18 protein-coding genes are annotated in these 19,019 nt (G+C 71.9%); 11 read left to right on the top strand and 7 right to left on the bottom strand.

The window, feature by feature from the left end:
• Nucleotides 1-31: 31 nt before the first annotated feature.
• Nucleotides 32-1,516: an NCS1 family nucleobase:cation symporter-1 gene (locus SMA5143A_RS07580; RefSeq protein ID WP_107462128.1), complete on the top strand. Its 1,485-nt coding sequence runs from the start codon at nucleotides 32-34 to the stop codon at nucleotides 1,514-1,516.
• A gap of 5 nt (nucleotides 1,517-1,521) precedes the next feature.
• Nucleotides 1,522-2,247 (top strand): aspartate/glutamate racemase family protein, encoded by a 726-nt coding sequence (locus SMA5143A_RS07575; RefSeq protein ID WP_107462127.1) that lies wholly within the window; start codon nucleotides 1,522-1,524, stop codon nucleotides 2,245-2,247.
• 196 nt (nucleotides 2,248-2,443) lie between these two features.
• Here the strand turns inward: SMA5143A_RS07575 and SMA5143A_RS07570 are convergent, their stop codons facing one another.
• Complete coding sequence (locus SMA5143A_RS07570) at nucleotides 2,444-2,848, bottom strand: RidA family protein (RefSeq protein WP_107462126.1); 405 nt, start codon at nucleotides 2,846-2,848, stop codon at nucleotides 2,444-2,446.
• Between the two features lie 279 nt (nucleotides 2,849-3,127).
• Here SMA5143A_RS07570 and SMA5143A_RS07565 point away from each other — a divergent pair, with 279 nt between their 5' ends.
• The 5 genes from SMA5143A_RS07565 (at nucleotide 3,128) to SMA5143A_RS07540 (ending at nucleotide 8,935) form a co-directional block, all read left to right on the top strand.
• Nucleotides 3,128-3,511: a hypothetical protein gene (locus SMA5143A_RS07565; RefSeq protein ID WP_107462125.1), complete on the top strand. Its 384-nt coding sequence runs from the start codon at nucleotides 3,128-3,130 to the stop codon at nucleotides 3,509-3,511.
• A 71-nt stretch (nucleotides 3,512-3,582) separates the two neighbouring features.
• Nucleotides 3,583-4,314 (top strand): DUF7873 family protein, encoded by a 732-nt coding sequence (locus SMA5143A_RS07560; RefSeq protein WP_107462124.1) that lies wholly within the window; start codon nucleotides 3,583-3,585, stop codon nucleotides 4,312-4,314.
• 631 nt (nucleotides 4,315-4,945) lie between these two features.
• On the top strand, nucleotides 4,946-6,940 hold the full coding sequence (locus tag SMA5143A_RS07550) for an FUSC family protein (protein WP_107462123.1): 1,995 nt from the start codon (nucleotides 4,946-4,948) through the stop codon (nucleotides 6,938-6,940).
• 137 nt (nucleotides 6,941-7,077) lie between these two features.
• Nucleotides 7,078-8,505 (top strand): amidohydrolase, encoded by a 1,428-nt coding sequence (locus SMA5143A_RS07545; RefSeq protein ID WP_258193441.1) that lies wholly within the window; start codon nucleotides 7,078-7,080, stop codon nucleotides 8,503-8,505.
• 244 nt (nucleotides 8,506-8,749) lie between these two features.
• A complete protein-coding gene (locus SMA5143A_RS07540) occupies nucleotides 8,750-8,935 on the top strand; it encodes a hypothetical protein (protein WP_055523163.1) in 186 nt (61 codons plus the stop codon).
• 43 nt (nucleotides 8,936-8,978) lie between these two features.
• Here SMA5143A_RS07540 and SMA5143A_RS07535 read toward each other — a convergent pair whose 3' ends face one another.
• The 3 genes from SMA5143A_RS07535 to SMA5143A_RS07525 form a co-directional block, all read right to left on the bottom strand.
• Nucleotides 8,979-10,949: an ABC transporter ATP-binding protein gene (locus SMA5143A_RS07535; RefSeq protein ID WP_107462122.1), complete on the bottom strand. Its 1,971-nt coding sequence runs from the start codon at nucleotides 10,947-10,949 to the stop codon at nucleotides 8,979-8,981.
• A gap of 283 nt (nucleotides 10,950-11,232) precedes the next feature.
• A complete protein-coding gene (locus SMA5143A_RS07530) occupies nucleotides 11,233-11,697 on the bottom strand; it encodes a hypothetical protein (RefSeq protein ID WP_181361772.1) in 465 nt (154 codons plus the stop codon).
• On the bottom strand, nucleotides 11,688-12,212 hold the full coding sequence (locus SMA5143A_RS07525; protein ID WP_375136467.1) for an ATP-binding protein: 525 nt from the start codon (nucleotides 12,210-12,212) through the stop codon (nucleotides 11,688-11,690). The genes SMA5143A_RS07530 and SMA5143A_RS07525 overlap by 10 nt, the downstream gene beginning before the upstream one ends.
• A gap of 432 nt (nucleotides 12,213-12,644) precedes the next feature.
• On the opposite strand from SMA5143A_RS07525, the gene SMA5143A_RS07520 reads away from it, so the two are divergent.
• The 3 genes from SMA5143A_RS07520 (at nucleotide 12,645) to SMA5143A_RS07510 (ending at nucleotide 14,686) form a co-directional block, all read left to right on the top strand.
• A complete protein-coding gene (locus SMA5143A_RS07520) occupies nucleotides 12,645-13,505 on the top strand; it encodes a helix-turn-helix domain-containing protein (protein ID WP_107462120.1) in 861 nt (286 codons plus the stop codon).
• 9 nt (nucleotides 13,506-13,514) lie between these two features.
• Complete coding sequence (locus SMA5143A_RS07515; protein ID WP_055715270.1) at nucleotides 13,515-13,793, top strand: DUF397 domain-containing protein; 279 nt, start codon at nucleotides 13,515-13,517, stop codon at nucleotides 13,791-13,793.
• A gap of 77 nt (nucleotides 13,794-13,870) precedes the next feature.
• Nucleotides 13,871-14,686: an SAM-dependent methyltransferase gene (locus SMA5143A_RS07510; RefSeq protein WP_375136466.1), complete on the top strand. Its 816-nt coding sequence runs from the start codon at nucleotides 13,871-13,873 to the stop codon at nucleotides 14,684-14,686.
• Nucleotides 14,687-14,729: 43 nt separating this feature from the next.
• Here the strand turns inward: SMA5143A_RS07510 and pdxR are convergent, their stop codons facing one another.
• Nucleotides 14,730-16,169 carry a MocR-like pyridoxine biosynthesis transcription factor PdxR gene (gene pdxR / locus SMA5143A_RS07505; RefSeq protein WP_107462119.1) on the bottom strand — a complete coding sequence of 480 codons (1,440 nt, stop codon included), beginning with the start codon at nucleotides 16,167-16,169 and terminating at the stop codon, nucleotides 14,730-14,732.
• Between the two features lie 41 nt (nucleotides 16,170-16,210).
• Between pdxR and SMA5143A_RS07500 the strand changes: the two genes are divergently transcribed.
• Nucleotides 16,211-16,723 (top strand): carboxymuconolactone decarboxylase family protein, encoded by a 513-nt coding sequence (locus SMA5143A_RS07500; protein WP_107462118.1) that lies wholly within the window; start codon nucleotides 16,211-16,213, stop codon nucleotides 16,721-16,723.
• 138 nt (nucleotides 16,724-16,861) lie between these two features.
• Here the strand turns inward: SMA5143A_RS07500 and SMA5143A_RS07495 are convergent, their stop codons facing one another.
• Together SMA5143A_RS07495 and SMA5143A_RS07490 are read right to left on the bottom strand one after the other, a co-directional pair.
• Nucleotides 16,862-18,349: a glutamate synthase subunit beta gene (locus tag SMA5143A_RS07495; RefSeq protein ID WP_107462117.1), complete on the bottom strand. Its 1,488-nt coding sequence runs from the start codon at nucleotides 18,347-18,349 to the stop codon at nucleotides 16,862-16,864.
• A 134-nt stretch (nucleotides 18,350-18,483) separates the two neighbouring features.
• On the bottom strand, nucleotides 18,484-18,963 hold the full coding sequence (locus SMA5143A_RS07490) for an anthrone oxygenase family protein (RefSeq protein WP_107462116.1): 480 nt from the start codon (nucleotides 18,961-18,963) through the stop codon (nucleotides 18,484-18,486).
• Nucleotides 18,964-19,019 lie beyond the last annotated feature (56 nt).

The following is a 19,019-nucleotide window of genomic DNA, read 5'->3' as shown; positions in this document are numbered from 1 at the left end:
CCCGTCTCCTCCTCTCGCTCCCGGAGGCCCCGTGTCCCTCGTCGATCCCGCCGAAGCAACCGGCACCACCGCGTTCGTGCCCGACCCCCGCCTCACCAACGAAGACCTGGCCCCCGCCGACAAGCGCACCTGGAAGGTCTTCGACCTCTTCGCCCTGTGGATGTCCGACGTCCACAACCTCGGCAACTACACCTTCGCCGCCGGACTGCTCGTCCTCGGCATGAACGTCTGGCAGGTCTTCACGTCGCTGCTCGTCGGCTTCGTGATCATCTACATCGGCATGAACTGGATGGGGAGGATCGGTCAGCGCCACGGTGTGCCGTTCCCCGTCGTCAGCCGCATCAGCTTCGGTGTCTGGGGCGCCAACATCCCCGCCATCATCCGGGCCGTGATCGCCATCATGTGGTACGGCATCCAGACCTATCTCGCGTCCGTCGCCGTCAACATCATGCTGCTGGCCGCCTGGCCGGGCCTGGAGTCCTGGACCCATGGCTCGTTCCTCGGTCTGCACCAGCTCGGCTGGGTCACCTTCGTCGCCCTCTGGCTCATCCAGGCGGTGATCATCAGCCAGGGCATGGAGTCGGTGCGGAAGTTCCAGGACTTCTGCGGGCCGGCGATCTGGCTGGTCATGATCGCGCTCGCCGTGTGGATCCTCGCCAAGGCCGGCTGGACCATCTCCCTCACCTCCACCCCGCACCCGGTCTCCGTCGGTGAGCAGTGGCGGCAGTGGTTCGGCGCGATCGGCCTGGTCCTCGCCACCTACGGCACGCTGATGCTCAACTTCTGCGACTTCTCCCGCTTCGCCCCCGACTACCGGACCGTCAAGCGCGGCAACTTCTGGGGACTGCCGATCAACTCCACCGCGTTCGTGGTGGTGTCGGTCATCGTCACCGCCGGTTCCATCGAGGTGTTCGGCAAGGCGATCACCGACCCGGCGTACCTCGTCGCGGAGATCGGCAACACCTGGATCCTCGTACTGGGCGCCCTGACGTTCGCCATCGCCACCATGGGCGTCAACATCGTCGCCAACTTCGTCTCTCCCGCGTACGACCTCGCCAACGTCTGGCCGCAGAAGATCAGCTTCAAGGTCGGCGGCATGATCAGCACGGTCGCGGCGCTCGTCGTGACCCCGTGGAACCTCTTCTCCAACCCGACCGTCGTCAACTACTTCCTCGGCGGTCTCGGCGCGTTCCTCGGCCCGCTGTTCGGTGTGATCATGCTCGACTACTTCTGGGTCAAGCGGGGACGCATCTGCGTCGACGAACTGTTCAACGCACAGCCCGGCTCCCGGTACTACTACCGCAGGGGCGTCAACCCCAAGGCCCTCTGGGCGTTCCTCCCCGCGGCCGCCGTCTCCGCCGTCCTCGCCCTGGTGAAGGACTTCGGCGCGGTCGCGCCGTACTCGTGGTTCATCGGAACGGCGCTGGCCGCCGGGCTGTACGCGGTGCTGTGCCGCGACGAGCGGGCCGCGAAGGGGGCCGCCGAGGCCGAGCCGACCGTCACCGTGGAGGTCTGAGAAACGTGCGGATCGTCGTCACCAACTGCAACACCACGCAGGAGATGACCGAGGAGATCGTGCGAGGTGCCCGGGCCGCGGCCGGCCCGGGCACCACCGTGACCGGGCTGACCCCGGCGTGGGGGCCCGAGTCCGCGGAGGGCTGGCTCGACAGCTATCTGTCGGCCGCGGCGGTGCTCGACACCCTGCGCGCCTACGACGAGCCCTACGACGCCGTGGTCATGGCCGGGTTCGGTGAACACGGACGGGAGGGGGCACGGGAACTGCTGGACGTGCCCGTCGTCGACATCACCGAGGCCGCCGCGCACCTCGCGTGTCTGCTCGGGCGGCGGTACGGGGTGGTCACCACGCTGGAACGGTCGTGCGGGCAGATCGAGGACAGCCTGGAGACGGCCGGGGTGGGGCGCAACTGCGCGGGCGTGGTCGGCACCGGGCTGGGCGTCCTCGACCTGCACGACACCGACCGCACGGTGCGGGCCTTCGTCGACGCGGCCCGGCGGGTCCGGGACGCCGGTGCGGAGGTGCTGGTCCTCGGGTGCGCCGGGATGACCGGGTTGCAGCAGGTGGTGGCGGAGAAGGTGGGCGTCCCCGTGGTGGACGGGGTGGGGGCGGCCGTGAAGCTGGCGGAGGCGTTGGTGGGGCTGGGGTTGGAGACCAGCCGGGCGGGAACGTACGCGAAGCCACTGGCCAAGCGGCGGGTGTGGGGGAAGGGCGGCGGGGGAGCGCTGTGAGGGGCGCGCCGCCGGTCCCCGGGGCCGACCCGGCGGACGCGGTTTCCCCGCGGCTGCCCGGCGGACGCCGTTTCCGCGGCTGCCCCGCCGTACGCCGGGCTGTTCTCCTGGCCCTGCCGCGGACCGGGCCGTCCTTTTGGCCCTGCCGCGGACCGGGCCGTCGTCCCGGCTCCCTGCCGTCGCCGCCCCGGATCCGCTACGACTCCGGCACCACCGCGGTCGCCGTGATCTCCACCAACTGGCCGGTGTAGCCCAGGCAGGCCACGCCGAGGAGGGTCGACGAGTGGGGGCCGGTGCTGAGACCGGAGGCCTCGACGACGTCCCAGACCGAGGAGAGGACCCGGGGCTCACTGCTCACCACATAGACATCGGTCGCCACCACATGGGCGAAGTCACTGCCCACCGCACGCAGTTGCTCCCCGAGATTCGCCAGCACCTGCCGCGCCTGCCGTACCGGATCCCCCTCACCCACCAGCTTCCCGTCGGCGTCCAGCGGAACGGAGCCGGCGAGGAACGCGAGCCGCGCACCGGCTTCGACGACCGAGGCGTGCGAGTAGACCGGCGGCTGGAAGAGGCCGGGGACGGTGACGCGTTCGATCATGAAGGGCTCCGGTGCGTTGGCGGGAGTGCTGGGGCAACCTGTCGATGATGCGAAGTACGGGACGCGAACGCATCCGAATTCCCGGCCGTCGCCGCGCCGCCTCCCCCGGTCTGCCGCCGAGTACCGAGCCCCTGTCGATAATCGCTCGACATCTCGGCGCCCGGCACCCCATGCTCCGTCCATGTCCGTACGCCTGCGCGCGAAGACCTTGGGCCGCTTCACGGCGGCTGACTTCCAGCGGCCGAGCCGGAGATTCCGGCGAGCCCCCGGAGGTCAGCCATGTCACGCACCGTGCACCACACCCGCAGTCGGCACCGGAGAATCCCGGCGTACTGGGCGGCCGGGCTGCCGGGCCCCTGGACCGCGCACACCCTCATCGAACTCCGCTACAGCGGGGCCGAACTGAGTCGCGCCCGCCGGGAGGGCCGTCGCCCCCGGCCGACCCGAATCGTCCGTACGTTCACGTCGTACCGGTACCCCCGGGCCGTGAACCAGAGGTTCTGGAACCCCTACGAATCCCGGGCGCGGGCCGCCCTGCGCACCTTCCGCACCACCGCCCGCACACACCTGCGCGCAGCCCCGCCCGGCGACCTCGTCACCGCGGCCGAAACCCTCGACCATCCCCCGACCCGCCACCGCCACCGCAACCTCTGGGAAGCGTGAGGCAGGAGAGGCGATAGCCCGGGGGAAATATCCCTTCGAAGAAGCCCGTACCCGGCTGCTACCTTCCAGGCGTGGCGAAACTCAATCAGATCATCGCAGTCGAGAAGGGCGTCAAGGCCAAGTCGCAGCAGGACCTGACGGCCGCTCATCATGGGCTGCAGAAGCCTGCCCTGCTGGCCGGAATCGCGCGTACGTATCAGCCGAAGGACGAGGAGGGCGAGCAGTTGCCGCCCGAGTCGACCCGGGTGCAGGTGCGGGCGGAGGACGTGCTGCGGGAGACGGCGGGGATCCTCACGCGGCTGTTCGACGTGACCGCCACGAAGGACTGGGCCAACTGCACGGCGCGGGCGGACGTGACGGTCGACGGGCGGGTGCTCGTCGCCGAGGTGCCGGTGGCCTATCTGCTCTTCCTGGAGAAGCAGCTCGGCGAGATCAACGCGCTCGTGCGGAAGCTGCCCGTGCTCGACGCCTCCGAGGCATGGGTGCAGGACCCCTCCACCGACGCCTGGAAGACCGAGCACGTGCGGACGGTGCGGACCAAGAAGGTGCCCCGCAACCATGTGAAGGCCGAGGCGACCGACAAACACCCCGCACAGGTCGAGGTGTACTACGAGGACATACCCGTCGGGTACTGGACCACCGTGAAGTTCTCCGGTGCGCTGCCCGCCCGCCGGGTCCGGGAGATCCTCGACCGCGTCGAGAAGTTGCAGCAGGCCGTGAAGTTCGCGCGCGAGGAGGCGAACGGCGTGGACGTCGTCGACCAGCGCGTCGGTGACGCGGTGTTCGGCTACCTGTTCGGGTAGCCTCACAGACTCCCCGCCCGATGTTTCGGGCGGGGTGCGCGAGGAGCGCAAAGCTGAAGCTGAGGCTTGTCGTGACGGAGCGGACCGTACCCGCCGAAGATTTCAGGGACGGGCCGCGCTCAATCTCAGACTATTGCTCCAGACTCAGTATTCGCCGCCGATCGCCGCAACGACCGGACCCAGGCCCCGGGACGTCGAAATGCCGGTTCAAGTCCGGCCCGCACAGCTCGATGTGCGGTGGTCCAAAGGCAGGACGCGACGACATGACGACTGACCTGGGTTCTCAACCGTCGCGGCGTGCCGAACGGGCGGCATCACAGGGCCCGGGGGCCGGCTACGCCCCCGGGCCCGCTTCCTTTCCCACAGGTTCCCGCTCGCATTCGGCGCGGATCCATGCACGGGCCACACGAGTTCCGCCGGCAATTGCGTTCATAAAGAACATGGCCTTTCCAAGTATCGTCACATCGCGGTAATACGAGCGTTCCACAACCTCCTGATCCGGGACCTACCGTGGACACCACGGCCGAACGGCACCACCCCGTCGATCGGCCCACCGGTACCACGCCCCACCCGCGCCCCGGCCACCGTCGCCCGAAGGCACACCTCCGCCTCCCCCGACGACAGGAGCCCCGTGTCCCGCCCCGCACTCCGCACCGTCCTGCCGCCCTGGCTCGCTCATGCCCTGCGTGCGCAAAGAGGGCCGGTGCCCTGGAACGCGGTGGTGCGCGGAGCGCTCGCCGGAGGACCGCTGCTCACCCTCGCCCTGCTCGCCGGACACCCCTCCCTCGGCGTGGTCGCCGCACTCGGCGCCATGCTCGCCGGGATCAACGACCGGCCCGGCAGCCGCCGTGTCTCGGTGCGGCGCCTCGGCGTGCCCGCCCTCGCCGGTGCCCTGGGGCTGCTCATCGGGACGTACGCCGGGCAGTACGCCTCCGCCTACGCGGACCGCCACGCCCCCGGCGGCCCCGGACAGTACGCCGGTGCCGTGGCACTCACCCTGCTGCTCACCTCGCTCGGACTGCTCGCCGGGGGCATGAGCGCGGTCGGACCCGTCGCCTCCGGTGCCGGCACCCAACTGCTCGTCGCCGCCGCCATCGGGGCCGGCATGCCGTTGCCGGAGCCGGGGTGGGAACGGGCGCTCGGCTATCTCGCCGGGGCCGGATGGCTGCTCGCCCTGCGCCTCGTCCTGCCCACGCCGAGCGCGCTGACCGGCGGCGACTACCGGTTCGACGGGGAACGGGACGCCGTCGCCGCCGTGTACGACGCGATCGCCGCGCTGCTCGACGCCGTCGGCACCCCGGACGCGACCGCCCGCCGCGCGGCGCTCACCGCCGCCCTCGACCACGCCCAGGACGCGCTCACCGGACCCCGGCTGCGGCGGTACGCCAGCTCCTCGACCGAACGGCGGCTGCACGCCCAGTACACGGCCGCCCTGCCGCTCGCCGAGGCCGCGACCGCGCTCGCCTGGACCGGCGACGACATCGACGGCCGGGCCTCCGCGGGACCCCGGCGCCTCGCCGAGGCCGTCCGCGGCAACACCGCCACCGGGCCGCTGCCCGCGCCCGCCCGCTCCGCGCCCGCGCTGCGCGCCCTCGACGACGCCCTCCTGCACGCCGCCGAGGCCTTCGACCGGGGCGACGCGCGCACCCTCCCCACCCGGCGCCGCACCGTCGGATCACTCCTCCGCCTCGCGCTCGGGACCGGCGGCCGCGAGTACGGGCTCCGCGTCGCCCTCTCCTTCGGCGCCAGCGCGGCCGTGGCGCAGGCACTGCACCACGAGCACTGGTACTGGCTGCCCGCGACCGCCGTGTTCCTGGTCAAGCCCGACCTCGGGCCGCTCGTGTCCCGTGTGCTGTGCCGGGCCGCGGGCACCGTGCTGGGCGCCGTGCTCTTCGCCGGCTGCGCCGCCGTACTGCCCAGCCCGGAGGGCCTCGTCGCCCTCGTCGCGGTCAGTGGCGCGCTCATCCCCGTCGCCACCCGGCACTTCGCCGCCCAGACCGCCGTCGTCACCGTGCTCGTCCTCGCCCTCGTCATGGTCGGCGGCGAACCCCAGGCCTCCTGGAGCCGGATCGGCGAGACGTTGCTGGCCTGCGCCATCGTCCTGATCGTCGGCCATCTGCCGATACCGAAGGGCCAGCGCGGCGGAGGCGTCCGCGCCCGCCTCGACGAAGCCGCCGCGGCCGCCCACCTCTACCTCGCCCATGTGCTGGAGTCCGACGACCGCGCCGCCCGCTGGACCCTGCGCCGCGAGGCCTACCGCACCCTCGCCGGGGCCCGTACCGCGATCGCCCTCGCCGGAGCCGAACACCCCGCCCTCGCCCGGCACAGCGAGGGCACAGACGAGATCGCCGCCGTCCTCGAACAGCTCGTCGACACCACCACCGCCTGCGCGGTCCACCTCGACGACACCGGACGACTCGGCCGCCACCACACCGAGCAGCTCACCACCCTCCTGGACCAGCTCGCCCGCCATCAGCGGCACACCGGCATCAGCCTCCCGGATGCACCGGACACGCTGGACGCGCCGGACGAGCTGGAGACGCCGGGTGGGGCAAGTGTGTCGGTGGGGCGGCAGCCGGCGCAGGTGGGGCTGGGGACGGGGGAGCGGAAGGGTGCAGGGGCGTAGGGGGAGTAACGGGAGCAGGGCCTCGGCTCACGGCTTGAGCCGGTGCTGCCGCCCGCCCGGACACCACCCCTTCGGGGCCCGCCCTCGCCCGCCCGGATACCGCCCTTCCGGACCCGCCCCCGTCGTACCGTGACCGCATGACGCCGCCTCCGCCCCCGTCACCTCCCTCACCCTCTCCCTCTCCCTCACCTGCTCCCTCGCCGTCCTCCTCGCCCGCCGATCTCGTCATCACCGGCTGCACCGCCCTCGTCCACGACGAGCACGAGGGCGTCGCCTTCGTCGAGGACGCCGCGATCGTCGTGCGGGACGGGGTGATCGAGAGCGTCGGGCCGCAGTCCGAGACGGCCGTCGTCGCCACGGCCGAACGCATCGACGCCCGGGGTCAGGTCGCGATGTCCGGACTGATCAACTGTCATACGCACACACCGATGGTCGCGTTGCGCGGCATCGCCGAGGACATGCCGGCCGAGGAGTGGTTCAACGACGTCATCTGGCCCGTCGAGTCCAATCTGACGGCCCGGGACGTGGAACTGGGGGCGCGGCTGGCCTGCGCGGAGATGATCCGGGGCGGCGTGACCTGCTTCGCCGACCACTACTTCTCGATGGACACGGTCGCCGGTGTCGTCGCCGAGACCGGTCTGCGCGCCCATCTGGGTGAGGCGTTCTTCTCCTCGCTCGGCGTCGAAGGGCGGGAGCGGTCGCTGGAGTTCGCGCTACGGCACCGGGGCGCGGCCGGTGGCCGTATCACCACCGCACTCGCCCCGCACGCCCCCTACACCGTCGACGACGCCGACCTCGCCGCCACCGCCGAGCTGGCCCGCGCGCACGGCCTCCCGGTCCATCTGCACGCCGCCGAGAGCCGTGACCAGACCGACAACAGCCTCGCCCGGCACGGCGTCACCCCCATCGAGGTCCTGGAGCGCACCGGGCTCCTCGGCCTCGACGCGGGCGTGCTGATCGCGCACGGCACCGGCATCGTCGCGCGGGACCTGCCGGTACTGGAGCGGGCGACCGGGCCGGTGGCCGTCGCGACCGCGCCCCGCGGATACCTCAAGTTCGCCTGGCCCACCACCCCGGTGCGGGAGCTGCGGCGCATCGGTGTCCCCGTCGGGCTCGCCACGGACGGCGCCGCCTCCAACAACTCCCTCGACGTGTGGGAGTCCATGGCGCTCACCGCGCTCGTGCAGAAGTCGACGGAGGGCGATCCTCGCTGGCTGACCGCCCGGCAGGCGCTGCACCACGCCACACTGCAGAGCGCGCGGGCCGTCGGACTGGGGGAGCGGATCGGCAGCCTGGCGCCCGGCCGACGCGCCGACATCGTCCTCGTCGACCTCACCGGCCCGCACACCCAGCCCGTGCACGACCTCGCCGCCACCCTCGTGCACAGCGCCCGCTCCGCCGACGTCCGCACCACCGTCGTCGACGGCCGCGTCCTGATGCGGGACCGTGAGCTGCTCACCGTGGACGTGGCGGCGACCGTGCGCGAACTGGAGGACCGGCTGGTCGCCCTCACCGACCGCAGCCACGGCGGACGCATCCAGGACTACGACACGCCTCCCGCGTGAGCGCCCGCACGAATCCCCCGGAAAAGGCCGCATGAGGTGGGCCGGTTCCGGTACCCGACGTACGCGCTGACCAGGAGTACGGGAGATGGCACGGAAAGTCACCGGAAGGTGTGGTTTCTGCGAGGTATCTCTCGCTCCGGCGTTGACCGCGTGTCAACTACGTCTCAGTAGCGTCACTGGAAGAGTCGTTCAGGCCATGGTTGGCGTTTAACTCTACGAGGACAGCGCTACACGGAGGTGCAAGGTGGACGTGCGAACGGTGCTGGGACGCTTTCCCGCCGGTGGGCCGCGCGGCTCGTGGCCGGCGGAGGAGTTGGCGCACGCTGCCCGTCAGGAGGGGCAGCAGGCGGAAGTCGTGATGGACATAGCGACGGACATGTTCCTGGTCATCGTGCGCGGCGCCGACACCGCCGCGGCCGCCCCCGCCTGAGTCGTACCGCCTGAGACGTACTGGCCGAGTCGTACCGCCCGCGTCACCCCGCCTTCGGAGCGGGCACCTTCGCCGCCGCCGGCGGCGCCGGGACCTCGACCGCGAACTGCTCCGCCTGGAGGGCGTACAGCTCCGCGTACACCCCGCCCCTGGCGAGCAGCTCCTGCGGCGTGCCGGACTCCACGAGTCGGCCCTGGTCGAGGACGTGCACCAGGTCGGCGTGGCGGACGGACGCCAGCCGGTGCGTGATGAGGACGACGGTCTGCCCGGTCCCGGCCAGGGCGCGGATCTTCTCGAAGACCTCCAGCTCGGCCCGCGCGTCCAGAGCGGCGGTCGGTTCGTCCACGATGAGGATGCGCCCCCGCCGGTACGCGGCCCGCGCGATCCCGAGGCGCTGCCACTGGCCGCCCGACAGCTCGTGCCCGCCGCTGAACCCGCGCGCCAGCAGGGTGTCGAGGCCGCGGGGGAGGTCCTCCACCACGTCCTGTGCCCCCGCCTCGGCGACCGACGCGGCGAGCCGTTCCTCGGTGAGTGGTGCGGAGGGGCGGCCGATCGCCATGTTGACGCGGGCGGTGAACGGCCACCGTTTGAAGTCCTGCGCGACCATCGCGATGCGCTCGGCGAGCTGGTGCCGGTCGGCGGCCGCCGCGTCCACTCCGTCCCACAGGATCTTGCCCCGGTCGGGGGTGTACAGCCCGGCCAGCAGCTTGACCAGCGTCGTCTTGCCCGAACCGTTCTCGCCGACGAGCGCCACGATCTTGCCGAGCGGCACGGTCAGCGTCACGTCGTCGAGCGCGGGCCGGGTGGACTTCCCCGGATAGGTGAACGTCACGTTCTCCACGCGGATCTCGTGCGGGTCCTCGGGCAGCGGGTCGCCCCCCACCGGGATCGCGCGCTTGGCGGCCTCGACGTACAGGCGTTCCATGTCGCCGACGAAGAGGGCCTCCTCGTGCAGGGAGTTCACCTCAAGGACGAGCGTGTCGAGGCTGGCGGAACCGGTGCGGATCGCGATGACCGCCGTACCGGCCACGGACAGCGCCATCGCCCCGCCGAGCAGCAGACCGCCCAGCGTCGCGTACGTCGCCACGGTGGCCAGCCCGGTCCACACGGCCGCGAACAGCCCCGTCCGGGCCGCGAGCCGGGCCAGGCGCGCCTGCTCGGCCTCCGCGGTCTCCGACATGGAACGGAAGTGGCGCAGCAGGAACGGGCCCACTCCGTGCACCCGGATCTCCGGGGCGGCCTCCGGCTCGATCAGCAGGGAGCCGATCAGATAGCCCGCGCGCGCGTGCTGCACCCAGGCGTGGAACGACGCGTAGCGGCGGCGGGCGATCGTCAGGGCGCTCCACGCGCTCGGCAGCGTCATCGTCACGAGCAGCGGCAGCAGGGCCGGATGCAGCACGGTCAGCACACCGGCCGCGGCGATCAGGGAGATCAGCGCGTTCACCACGCGCGCGGAGTAGCTGATCATGCGGCGGGCCGACTGGGCGCCGTACTTGGCGGTGTCGAGCAGTTTGTGGAAGCCGTCGTCCTCGATCGCCGACAGCTCCACGGCCGCCGCCCGCTCCAGGTACAGCTCCGTCGCGACCCGCTCCACCTTGGGTTCCAGACGGCCCGTGGCATACGTCGAGGCGGCCCGCAGCAGCGTGGCCAGGAGGGTCACGGCGGCGATGGTGACCAGTGCGGGAGCGGCTCCCCGTAACCGCTCCTCGACGGTGCCGTCCGCCATCAGCCGGGCGAGGATCGTGTTCACGGCGAGGAGGCTCACCGCCTGGGCGAGGCCGCGGCCCGTCTCGGCGGCCAGCACGATACGGGCCGCGCGTCGGTCCGCGCGCCAGGCCAGCCGGAAACTCGACGCCAGCAGCGACGGCAGCCGGCGCACCATCCCGCGGAAGTTCAGCTCCAGGAACGCGTCCGCGTGCTGGGACCAGCCCATGTCGTAGCGCAGCGGCCCCCCGAACAGCAGCTGCTCCGACTCCGAGGTCTCCGGTTTCACCCTGTCCCGCGCCTTCCGCACCCGCGCCCTCCCCGGAGTCGTCGCCGACGGCCACTATGACCTCCAGCCCCCGCCCCGAACCAGGGCGCACGGGAGCGCCCCCTCGCCCCCCGGAGCACGCAGGGCGCTCGGAGTCAGAGGAGAGTGCGCCGCCACGGCGGCTTGAACGGTAGGGGGTAGGCCGCGAGGAGGGCCGGAGGCCCTCCGGGGGCGCGGGGAACTGCGCGTCCAGCCCCACCGCACCCGCACCCGCCCACGAGCCGGCACACCCCCACCCGGAAGGCGCACCTGGCAAGCGGTGCCCTCAAGCCGTCATGGTCCGCGACCACGCCGGTGTCGTCCCCGTCACCCGGCACACCGCCAGGTACAGCGGTATCGGCGGCGTATAGGGAATCGTCCCCTCCGGCCGGTGGATCAGCGCGGCCGAACCGTCGGAGACCAACGCTCCGGTGGTGTACCGCGCCGGCTCCGGCCACTCCAGCGCGTAGTCGGAGTCGGCCGGAACGAGCCACCACCAGTGGTCCCGGTCGGCGTAGACGCAGCCGACACGAGGCAGCCGGGGCAGCACCAGAGGACCGATGTCCGCCGGGACGGCGACGGCGTCGCAGCCCATGGGGGTGGTCATGCCCTCGGGCAACGGGATGGGGCGGGGCGTCGCGACGGGCCGCTGGGCGCGGCGCAGGCGGGTCAGGGTGTCGAGGCTCACCACGCGGGCCACTCTGCCCCCACCGGCGGCACCGGTGGGGCCGATCGACGCGCTCACACCCATTCGGCCCCCGTCCTGCCCCGTTCGGGCATCGAACCGCCCCGGTCGGGCATCGAACGGTCTTCGATCATCGAACGGTCTTCGATCCGCGGCGCCGCACGGTGGCAGGCGTCCGCCTCGCCGCCGCGGTCGTCGTTCGGCGCCTTCTTCGCGCCCCAGCCCAGGTCGGAGCGGGCCACGGTGGCCACGTCCAGCACGCCACGGGGGACGTCGGCCCAGACCAGCAGGCCCATGCCGACGGGCTGGGCGCCCCAGGAGCGGCAGAGGGACTCTATGAGCAGCAGTCCCCGGCCGTGTTCCTCCTCGGGCCGTTGCGGCGAGGGGTGCGGCTCGCCGGGAGCGCAGCCCTCGTCGCGTACCGCTATCCGCACCAGGTCGTCGCCGTCCTGAAGCTCGCAGACGATCTGGGCGCTCGCGGTGTGCACGATCGCGTTGGTCACCAGCTCGGACACGACCAGGGCCGCCGTGTCGCAGGTGTCCTCGCACAGGGCCCAGCCGGTGAGCTGGGTACGTGTCACGCGCCGGGCCTGTGCCACGGCACCCGGGTGCGCGGCCAGCTCGAAGCGGAACCGGCGGTCGGCGGTGGTATCGGGGCGCGCCCCGGCGGCCGGACCGGGACCGAGGCGGTCACCGGCGGCGTCTGTTCCTAACGGCGCAGGGGGCGGAATCACGCTTGCCACTATCGCCGCGCCATGAACACTTGGCAAGTGTCACTCTGAAAATTGCAGAGTGCCGTATGACTCTCTGAACGGTCATGGCACACTGCACGCAACAGCACGTGTAGCGGCGCCAGTTGGAAATCCCTCGCACAACGTTCACATGTACGCACAGTGTCCGTATGTATGCGGAAACGCATGTGAGCCCGCGGACTTCCGTATGGCGCCGCCGGGCTGTGGGGACCAGGTGTACGGGTTCGTGTCGGGCTTTTCACGGTCGGATGGAGTTGCGAGATGAGCGAGCCGCGGTCCGCGCCGACGGTCGGCCAGGTGGTGCTCGGTCGGCGTCTGCTGGATCTGCGCGAGCGCGCGGGCATCCGGCGGGAGGACGCCGCGCGCATCCTGCATGTCGCGCCGGCCACGGTCCGCCGTATGGAGACCGCCGAGGTCGCCCTCAAGATCCCCTACCTCCAGCTCCTGCTGAAGGCGTACGGCGTCGGCGACGAGGAGGCGGAGACCTTCGTCCGGCTCGCGGAGGAGGCCAACAAACCCGGCTGGTGGCAGCGGTTCCACGACATCCTGCCGAACTGGTTCTCCATGTACGTCAGCCTGGAGGGCGCGGCCGCCCTCATTCGCGGCTACGACCCGCACTTCGTCCCCGGCCTGCTGCAGACCGAGGGCTACGCGCGCGCGGTGATGGTCTCGGGCGCCATCGGCCAGACCAGACCCGACGACATCGAACGGCATGTGGCCCTGCGCATGCAGCGGCAGGAACTGCTCACCCGCAAGGACGCCCCCCGGCTCTGGTTCGTCATGGACGAGACCGCCCTGCGCCGTCCCGTCGGCGGACCGGACGTCATGCGCGCCCAACTCGACCGACTGCTGGAGGTCGCGGAGCTGTCCCATGTGACGGTGCAGGTCACCACCTTCGACACAGGACCCCATCCCGGTACGTACGGGCCGTTCGTCCTGTTCCGTTTCGCCATGCCCGAACTCCCGGACATGGTCTACAGCGAGTACCTGACCGGCGCCGTCTACCTGGACGACCGCTCCGAGGTGGCGACCCACCTCGAGGTCATGGACCGCATGGCGGCGCAGGCCGCCACGGCACAACGCACGAAGGAGATCCTCCGGGATCTCCGCAAGGAGCTCTGAAGACACCGAATGGATCGCATCAAGCCGCAGTCGCGCACGCACTCGCAGTCGCACATCCGCGTCTACAACGGAATGCCCGCCCGGGAGCTGGGCAGCGAAGGCTGGCACAAGCCCTGGAGCGGCGGCAACGGCGGCAACTGCCTGGAGGCGATGAAGCTCGCCGACGGCCGTATCGCCGTACGGCAGTCCACCGACCCCGACGGACCGGCCCTCATCTACACGCCCGACGAGATGAACGCCTTCATCCAGGGGGCCAAGGCGGGGGTGGCCGACTTCCTGCTCTCCTGACTTGTTGCGCACTCCCTGTTGTTCAGCCGATCCCCCTATGTTGGCCCTGAATTGATCATTGACTGCTGCGGAACCTTATGGAGTTCGTCATGAGCGGGCGGCCCCCCGTCGAGATCGACACGAGCAGACCCCACCCCGCGCGGATGTACGACTGGTACCTCGGCGGCAAGGACAACTACCCGGTGGACGAGGCGATGGGCCGGCAGATGCTGGCCCTCGACCCGCGTGTGCCGGTGATGGCACGCGTCAACCGCGCCTTCATGCACCGTTCCACGCGATGGCTGGCCCGGAACGGAGTACGGCAGTTCCTCGACATCGGCACCGGGATCCCCACCGAGCCGAACCTCCACCAGATCGCCCAGGAGGTCGCCCCCGACGCGAGGGTCGTCTACTGCGACAACGATCCCATCGTGCTGGCCCACGCGGCGGCCCTGCTGCGCGGCACACCCGAGGGGCGGACCGAGTACCTCCAGGCCGATGTGCGGGACCCGGACGCCGTCATGGAGGGCGCCAGGAAGGTGCTGGACCTCGGCCGGCCCGTCGCGCTCTCCCTGATCGCGCTGCTGCACTTCGTCCCCGACGAGGACGGCGCGCACGATCTGGTCCGGCGGCTGACGGCCGAGCTGTCCTCCGGCAGCTACCTGGTTCTCACGCACGCGACCGCCGACTTCACCCCGGAGGAGTCGAAGGCGGCCACGGAGAAGCTCAGGGCCGCGGGCGTCACCCTCGCCCTGCGCTCCCGAGAGGAGTTCACCCGCTTCTTCGACGGCTTCGACCTGGTCGACCCAGGCGTCGAGGTCCCCCACCAGTGGCACCCCGAACTGGGCGACCCGGTACCCGGCCAGGACGACGGGGTCATTCCCGGGTACGGGGCGGTGGCACGCAAGGTCTGAGAGGGGCCGGGTGCGGGGGCTACGGGGCGCGCGGCCGGAGCGTTCACTCCGGTGGCAGTACCCCGCACAGCGCCTCCACCGCCGCCGCGTACGCATGCTCCGGGGGCGTCGCGTACCCCACGACCAGGCCGTCCGGCGCGTCCCCGCCGGTCGCCCGCGGATGCCGGAACTCGGCCAGCCCGTCGAGCGCGATGCCCTGCCAGGTCGCCGCCCGCACCACGGACCGCTCGGTGCCCGGCGGCAGCCTCAGCACCGCGTGCAGCCCGGCCGCGATCCCGGTGACCTCGATGTGCGGCGCCTGCGCGGCGAGGGCGGCCACCAGCCGGTCCCGCCGCGCCCGGTACCGCTGCCGCATCCGCCGCACATGACGGTCGTACGACCCCGAGACGATGAAGTCCGCCAGTGCCAGCTGGTCCGGGGCGCTCGCCCACGCCTCCCGCTCGCCCTTCGCCTCCAGCACGGCGACGACGTACCGCTCCGGCAGCACCATCCAGCCCAGCCGCAACGCCGGCGACAGGCTCTTGCTGACCGAACCGATGTGCACGACCCGCTCGGGATCCAGCCCCTGCACGGCGCCGACGGGCTTGCGGTCGTAGCGGAACTCCCCGTCGTAGTCGTCCTCCAGCACCACCCCGCCACGCGCGCGTGCCCAGTCGACGACGGCGGCCCTGCGGGACGGATGCAGCGGCCCGCCGGTCGGGAACTGGTGCGCGGGCGTGAGCAGCACCGCCCGCTCCCGGTCCAGTCCGTCGACCCGCGCCCCGTCCTCGTCCAGCGGCAGCGGAACGGTGCGTACGGACGCCGCGGTCAGCAGTTCCCGGTGGAAACCGAGGCCGTACGACTCGACGGCCAGCGGGCCCCGCAGCACCCGCCCGTGACCCGGGCCGCCGAGGTCACTGTGGAAGAGCAGCCGCAGGGCGTGGGCGAAGCCCGAACAGACCACGATCCGTGCGGGCTCGGTGCGCACGCCACGCGCGCGTGCCAGATACTCGGCGAGCGCCTCGCGCAGCTCGATCCGGCCCGCCGGGTCACCGGGCCCGAACGCGTCGTTGGGTGCCCGCCCCAGCGCCCTGCGGTACGACGCCGCCCAGGCCGCCCGCGGGAACGACGACGCGTCCGGAGTGCCCTGCCGCAGATCGTGCCGTGGCCCACGCGCGCGTGCGGGCACCTTCTTCGGGACGCGCGCGGACGCGTCCAGCGGTGCCGCCCGCTCCGCGACCCGGGTGCCCGAGCCCTGCCGCGCCGTCAGCCACCCCTCGGCGACGAGCTCCGCGTACGCGTCGGCGACCGTGTTCCGCGCGACCCCGAGATCCGCCGCGAGCGAGCGGTACGGCGGCAGCCGGGTGCCGGGCGCCAGCCGTCCGCCGCGCATCGCGTCCCGCAGGGCCCGGATGAGCGCGGCGCGCCGGCCCCCGGCGGGGGACAGCTCCAGATGCAGATCGGCACCGATCCGCTCCGCGGAATTGACCCATGATTCCTCCATGGAAATGCACCCTACGGCAGGTCTTTCCGCCCCATAGATTCATGGTCATGACGACGAACACGAACCCGAACGCCATCACGGGCGCGACGGCGACCACCGCGCCCCGGCCCCGCCGCGTCGACTTCGCCAAGGCGGCCCGGCCCGCATTCCGCGCGCTCATCGGCCTCGACGCGGCGGCCCGCGAGGGCCTCGACCCCGCCCTCGTCGAACTGATCCAGATCCGCGCCTCCCACCTGAACCACTGCGCCTACTGCCTGCACATGCACACCAACGACGCCCGCAAGGCCGGCGAGAGCGAGGACCGCCTCCACATGGTCCCGGTGTGGCGAGAGGCCCGGCACTTCTTCACCCCGCGCGAGCAAGCGGCCCTCGCCCTCACCGAGGCGGTCACCCTCGTCGCCGACCGAGGCGTCCCCGACGACGTCTACGCCGAGGCCGCCGCCCATTTCGACGAGACCGAACTGGCCCGCGTCCTGGCCCTGATCCTCACCATCAACACGTGGAACCGGATCGCCCTGGCGACGGGAAAGGTGGCGGGCACGGACGAACGCTAGAGCCGGCGGACACCGACCAGCACCAGAGTCGGCGGGCACCGACCAACGCCTGGAGCCGGCGGGCACCGACCAACGCCTGGAGCCGGCGGGCACCGACCAACGCCTGGAGCCGGCGGCGACCGTGCGGAGCCGCCCGCGTCACGCCGTCATCGGGCGGTCGTACGGGCCTATCGGCGTCGGCAGTCGCTCCGTGCCGGTGAGCCGGCGGTCCACCGCGGCGGCCACGGCCCGGCCCTCGGCGATCGCCCAGACGATGAGGGACTGCCCCCGGGCGGCGTCCCCGGCGGCGTACACGCCGGGCACGTTGGTCTCGAAGTCCGGCCCGCGGGCGATCGTGCCCCGCGGTTCGACCGCCAGCCCCAACTGGTCGATCAACCCGTCGTGGCGGTCGGGCCCGGAGAAGCCCAGGGCGAGCAGGACGAGGTCGGCGGGGAGGGTCCGCCCGGTGCCCGGCCGTGGCCGGCGCCGCTCGTCCACCTCGACCAGGTGCAGCCCGCGCACATGACCTGCCTCGTCCCCCGTGAAGCGGAGCGTGGACGCCGCGAACAGGCGCGCGTCCGCGTCCGCCGCCGGCGCGGTGCGCAGATCGCGCGCCTCCTCGTGCGCCGCCGAGAGCCGGTAGATCTTCGGATACGTCGGCCATGGCTCGACGTCCTCGTCCCGCTCCGCCTCCGGCAGCGGATAGATGTCCAGCTGGGTCACCGACGCGGCCCCCTCCCGCACCGCCGTCCCCAGACAGTCCGCCCCTGTGTCGCCGCCCCCGACGATCACCACATGCTTGCCCGCCGCCGACAGCGGCGAGACCTCCAGATCCCCCTCGCAGACCCGGTCGGCCAACGGCAGATACTCCATCGCCTGATGGATGCCGGCCAACTCGCGCCCCGGTACGTCCAGTTCACGCCAGGCCGTGGCACCCGTCGCGATCACCACGGCGTCGTACCTGGCCCGCAGCTCGGCGGCCCCGATGTCCTCGCCGACGCTCGTCGACGTCCGGAACTTCGTGCCCTCCGCCCGCATCTGGTCCAGCCGCCGGTCCAGATGCCGTTTCTCCATCTTGAACGCCGGGATCCCGTACCGCAGCAGACCCCCGACGCGGTCCGCCCGTTCGTACACGGCGACCGTGTGCCCCGCCCGGGTCAGTTGCTGAGCGGCCGCCAGACCCGTGGGCCCGGACCCGATGACGGCCACCGTCTTCCCGGTCAGCCGGTCCGGCGGCCGCGGCGGGGTGAAACCGTCCTCCCAGGCGCGGTCGGCGATCGCCACCTCGACGTTCTTGATGGTCACCGCGGGCTGGTTGATCGCCAGCACGCAGCCCGCCTCACAGGGGGCGGGGCACAACCGCCCCGTGAACTCGGGGAAGTTGTTCGTCGCGTGCAGTCGGTCGCCGGCCGCCCGCCAGTCCTCCCGCGAGACGAGGTCGTTCCACTCCGGGATGAGATTCCCCAGCGGACAGGCGTCGTGGCAGAACGGGATCCCGCAGTCCATACAGCGGTCGGCCTGCTTGCTGATGATCGGCAGCAGCGCACCCGGAACGTAGACCTCGTTCCAGTCCCGCACCCGTTCCGGCACGGGCCGACGGGGCCACTCCTCGCGCGGGGTGGTCAGAAAACCCTTGGGATCGGCCATCGCCGTCTCCCTCACGTATCGCATGCGCGTACGGGCGCGGCCGTACGCGCGGCGGACTCGGGGCGTTGTGAGGTCGTCCATCCTCGGGCGGCACTCGTCACCCGCCACGATACGACGCGCCCGGCGCGTACGCCTCAGGCGAGCGCGAGCAGATAGCAGAGCGCCGCGCCGACCGAGGCGGCCGTCCTCACGTGGTTCCACATCGTCCACTCGCTCACATACCGCTGCCAGTAGGCGGCCGCCTCCCGCGTGCCCGGGTCCAGCGTGGCCAGGGTGTCGTTGCGCGGCACGTTCGCCACCATCGTCACTCCGAAGCAGCCGACCAGATACAGCGCGCTGCCCAGCAGCAACGCGACCGTGCCCTCGTCCGGCCACAGCACGAACGTCACCACCGCCAGCACGGCGCACAGCACCGCCGTCCCGACGAAGACGAGCATGAACGCCGGTGTCACGGCACTGATGTTGATCGCCTGCATCGCGGCGGCCCCCTGCGCCGGCGGCAACGAGGCCAGTGCCTTCATCACAAAGGTGGAGAAGCCGCAGAACACGCCCGCCACGACCGCGGTACCGAGCAGCCCCAGCACCACCAACACGAAGTACGGCCCGTCGATCATCTGCGCTCCCACCTCGTTCCCCCGAATGCGAAGAGCCTGCCCCGACCCTCGCCGTC

This window comes from Streptomyces sp. MA5143a (assembly GCF_900290235.1).
In the GTDB taxonomy this organism is placed as follows: domain Bacteria; phylum Actinomycetota; class Actinomycetes; order Streptomycetales; family Streptomycetaceae; genus Streptomyces.
The sequence above is the reverse complement of the archived record's forward strand: the minus strand, read 5'-3'. Positions and strand labels throughout refer to the sequence as shown.

Excerpts from the sequence above, each read along its gene's own strand:
- SMA5143A_RS07530 (WP_181361772.1), bottom strand. The coding sequence starts at position 11,697 with ATGGGTGTGAGCGCGTCGATCGGCCCCACCGGTGCCGCCGGTGGGGGC.
- SMA5143A_RS07500 (WP_107462118.1), top strand. The coding sequence starts at position 16,211 with ATGGTCATGACGACGAACACGAACCCGAACGCCATCACGGGCGCGACG.
- SMA5143A_RS07510 (WP_375136466.1), top strand. The coding sequence starts at position 13,871 with ATGGAGTTCGTCATGAGCGGGCGGCCCCCCGTCGAGATCGACACGAGC.
- SMA5143A_RS07490 (WP_107462116.1), bottom strand. The coding sequence starts at position 18,963 with ATGATCGACGGGCCGTACTTCGTGTTGGTGGTGCTGGGGCTGCTCGGT.
- SMA5143A_RS07565 (WP_107462125.1), top strand. The coding sequence starts at position 3,128 with ATGTCACGCACCGTGCACCACACCCGCAGTCGGCACCGGAGAATCCCG.
- SMA5143A_RS07495 (WP_107462117.1), bottom strand. The coding sequence starts at position 18,349 with ATGGCCGATCCCAAGGGTTTTCTGACCACCCCGCGCGAGGAGTGGCCC.
- pdxR (WP_107462119.1), bottom strand. The coding sequence starts at position 16,169 with ATGGAGGAATCATGGGTCAATTCCGCGGAGCGGATCGGTGCCGATCTG.
- SMA5143A_RS07545 (WP_258193441.1), top strand. The coding sequence starts at position 7,078 with ATGACGCCGCCTCCGCCCCCGTCACCTCCCTCACCCTCTCCCTCTCCC.
- SMA5143A_RS07515 (WP_055715270.1), top strand. The coding sequence starts at position 13,515 with ATGGATCGCATCAAGCCGCAGTCGCGCACGCACTCGCAGTCGCACATC.
- SMA5143A_RS07520 (WP_107462120.1), top strand. The coding sequence starts at position 12,645 with ATGAGCGAGCCGCGGTCCGCGCCGACGGTCGGCCAGGTGGTGCTCGGT.
- SMA5143A_RS07570 (WP_107462126.1), bottom strand. The coding sequence starts at position 2,848 with ATGATCGAACGCGTCACCGTCCCCGGCCTCTTCCAGCCGCCGGTCTAC.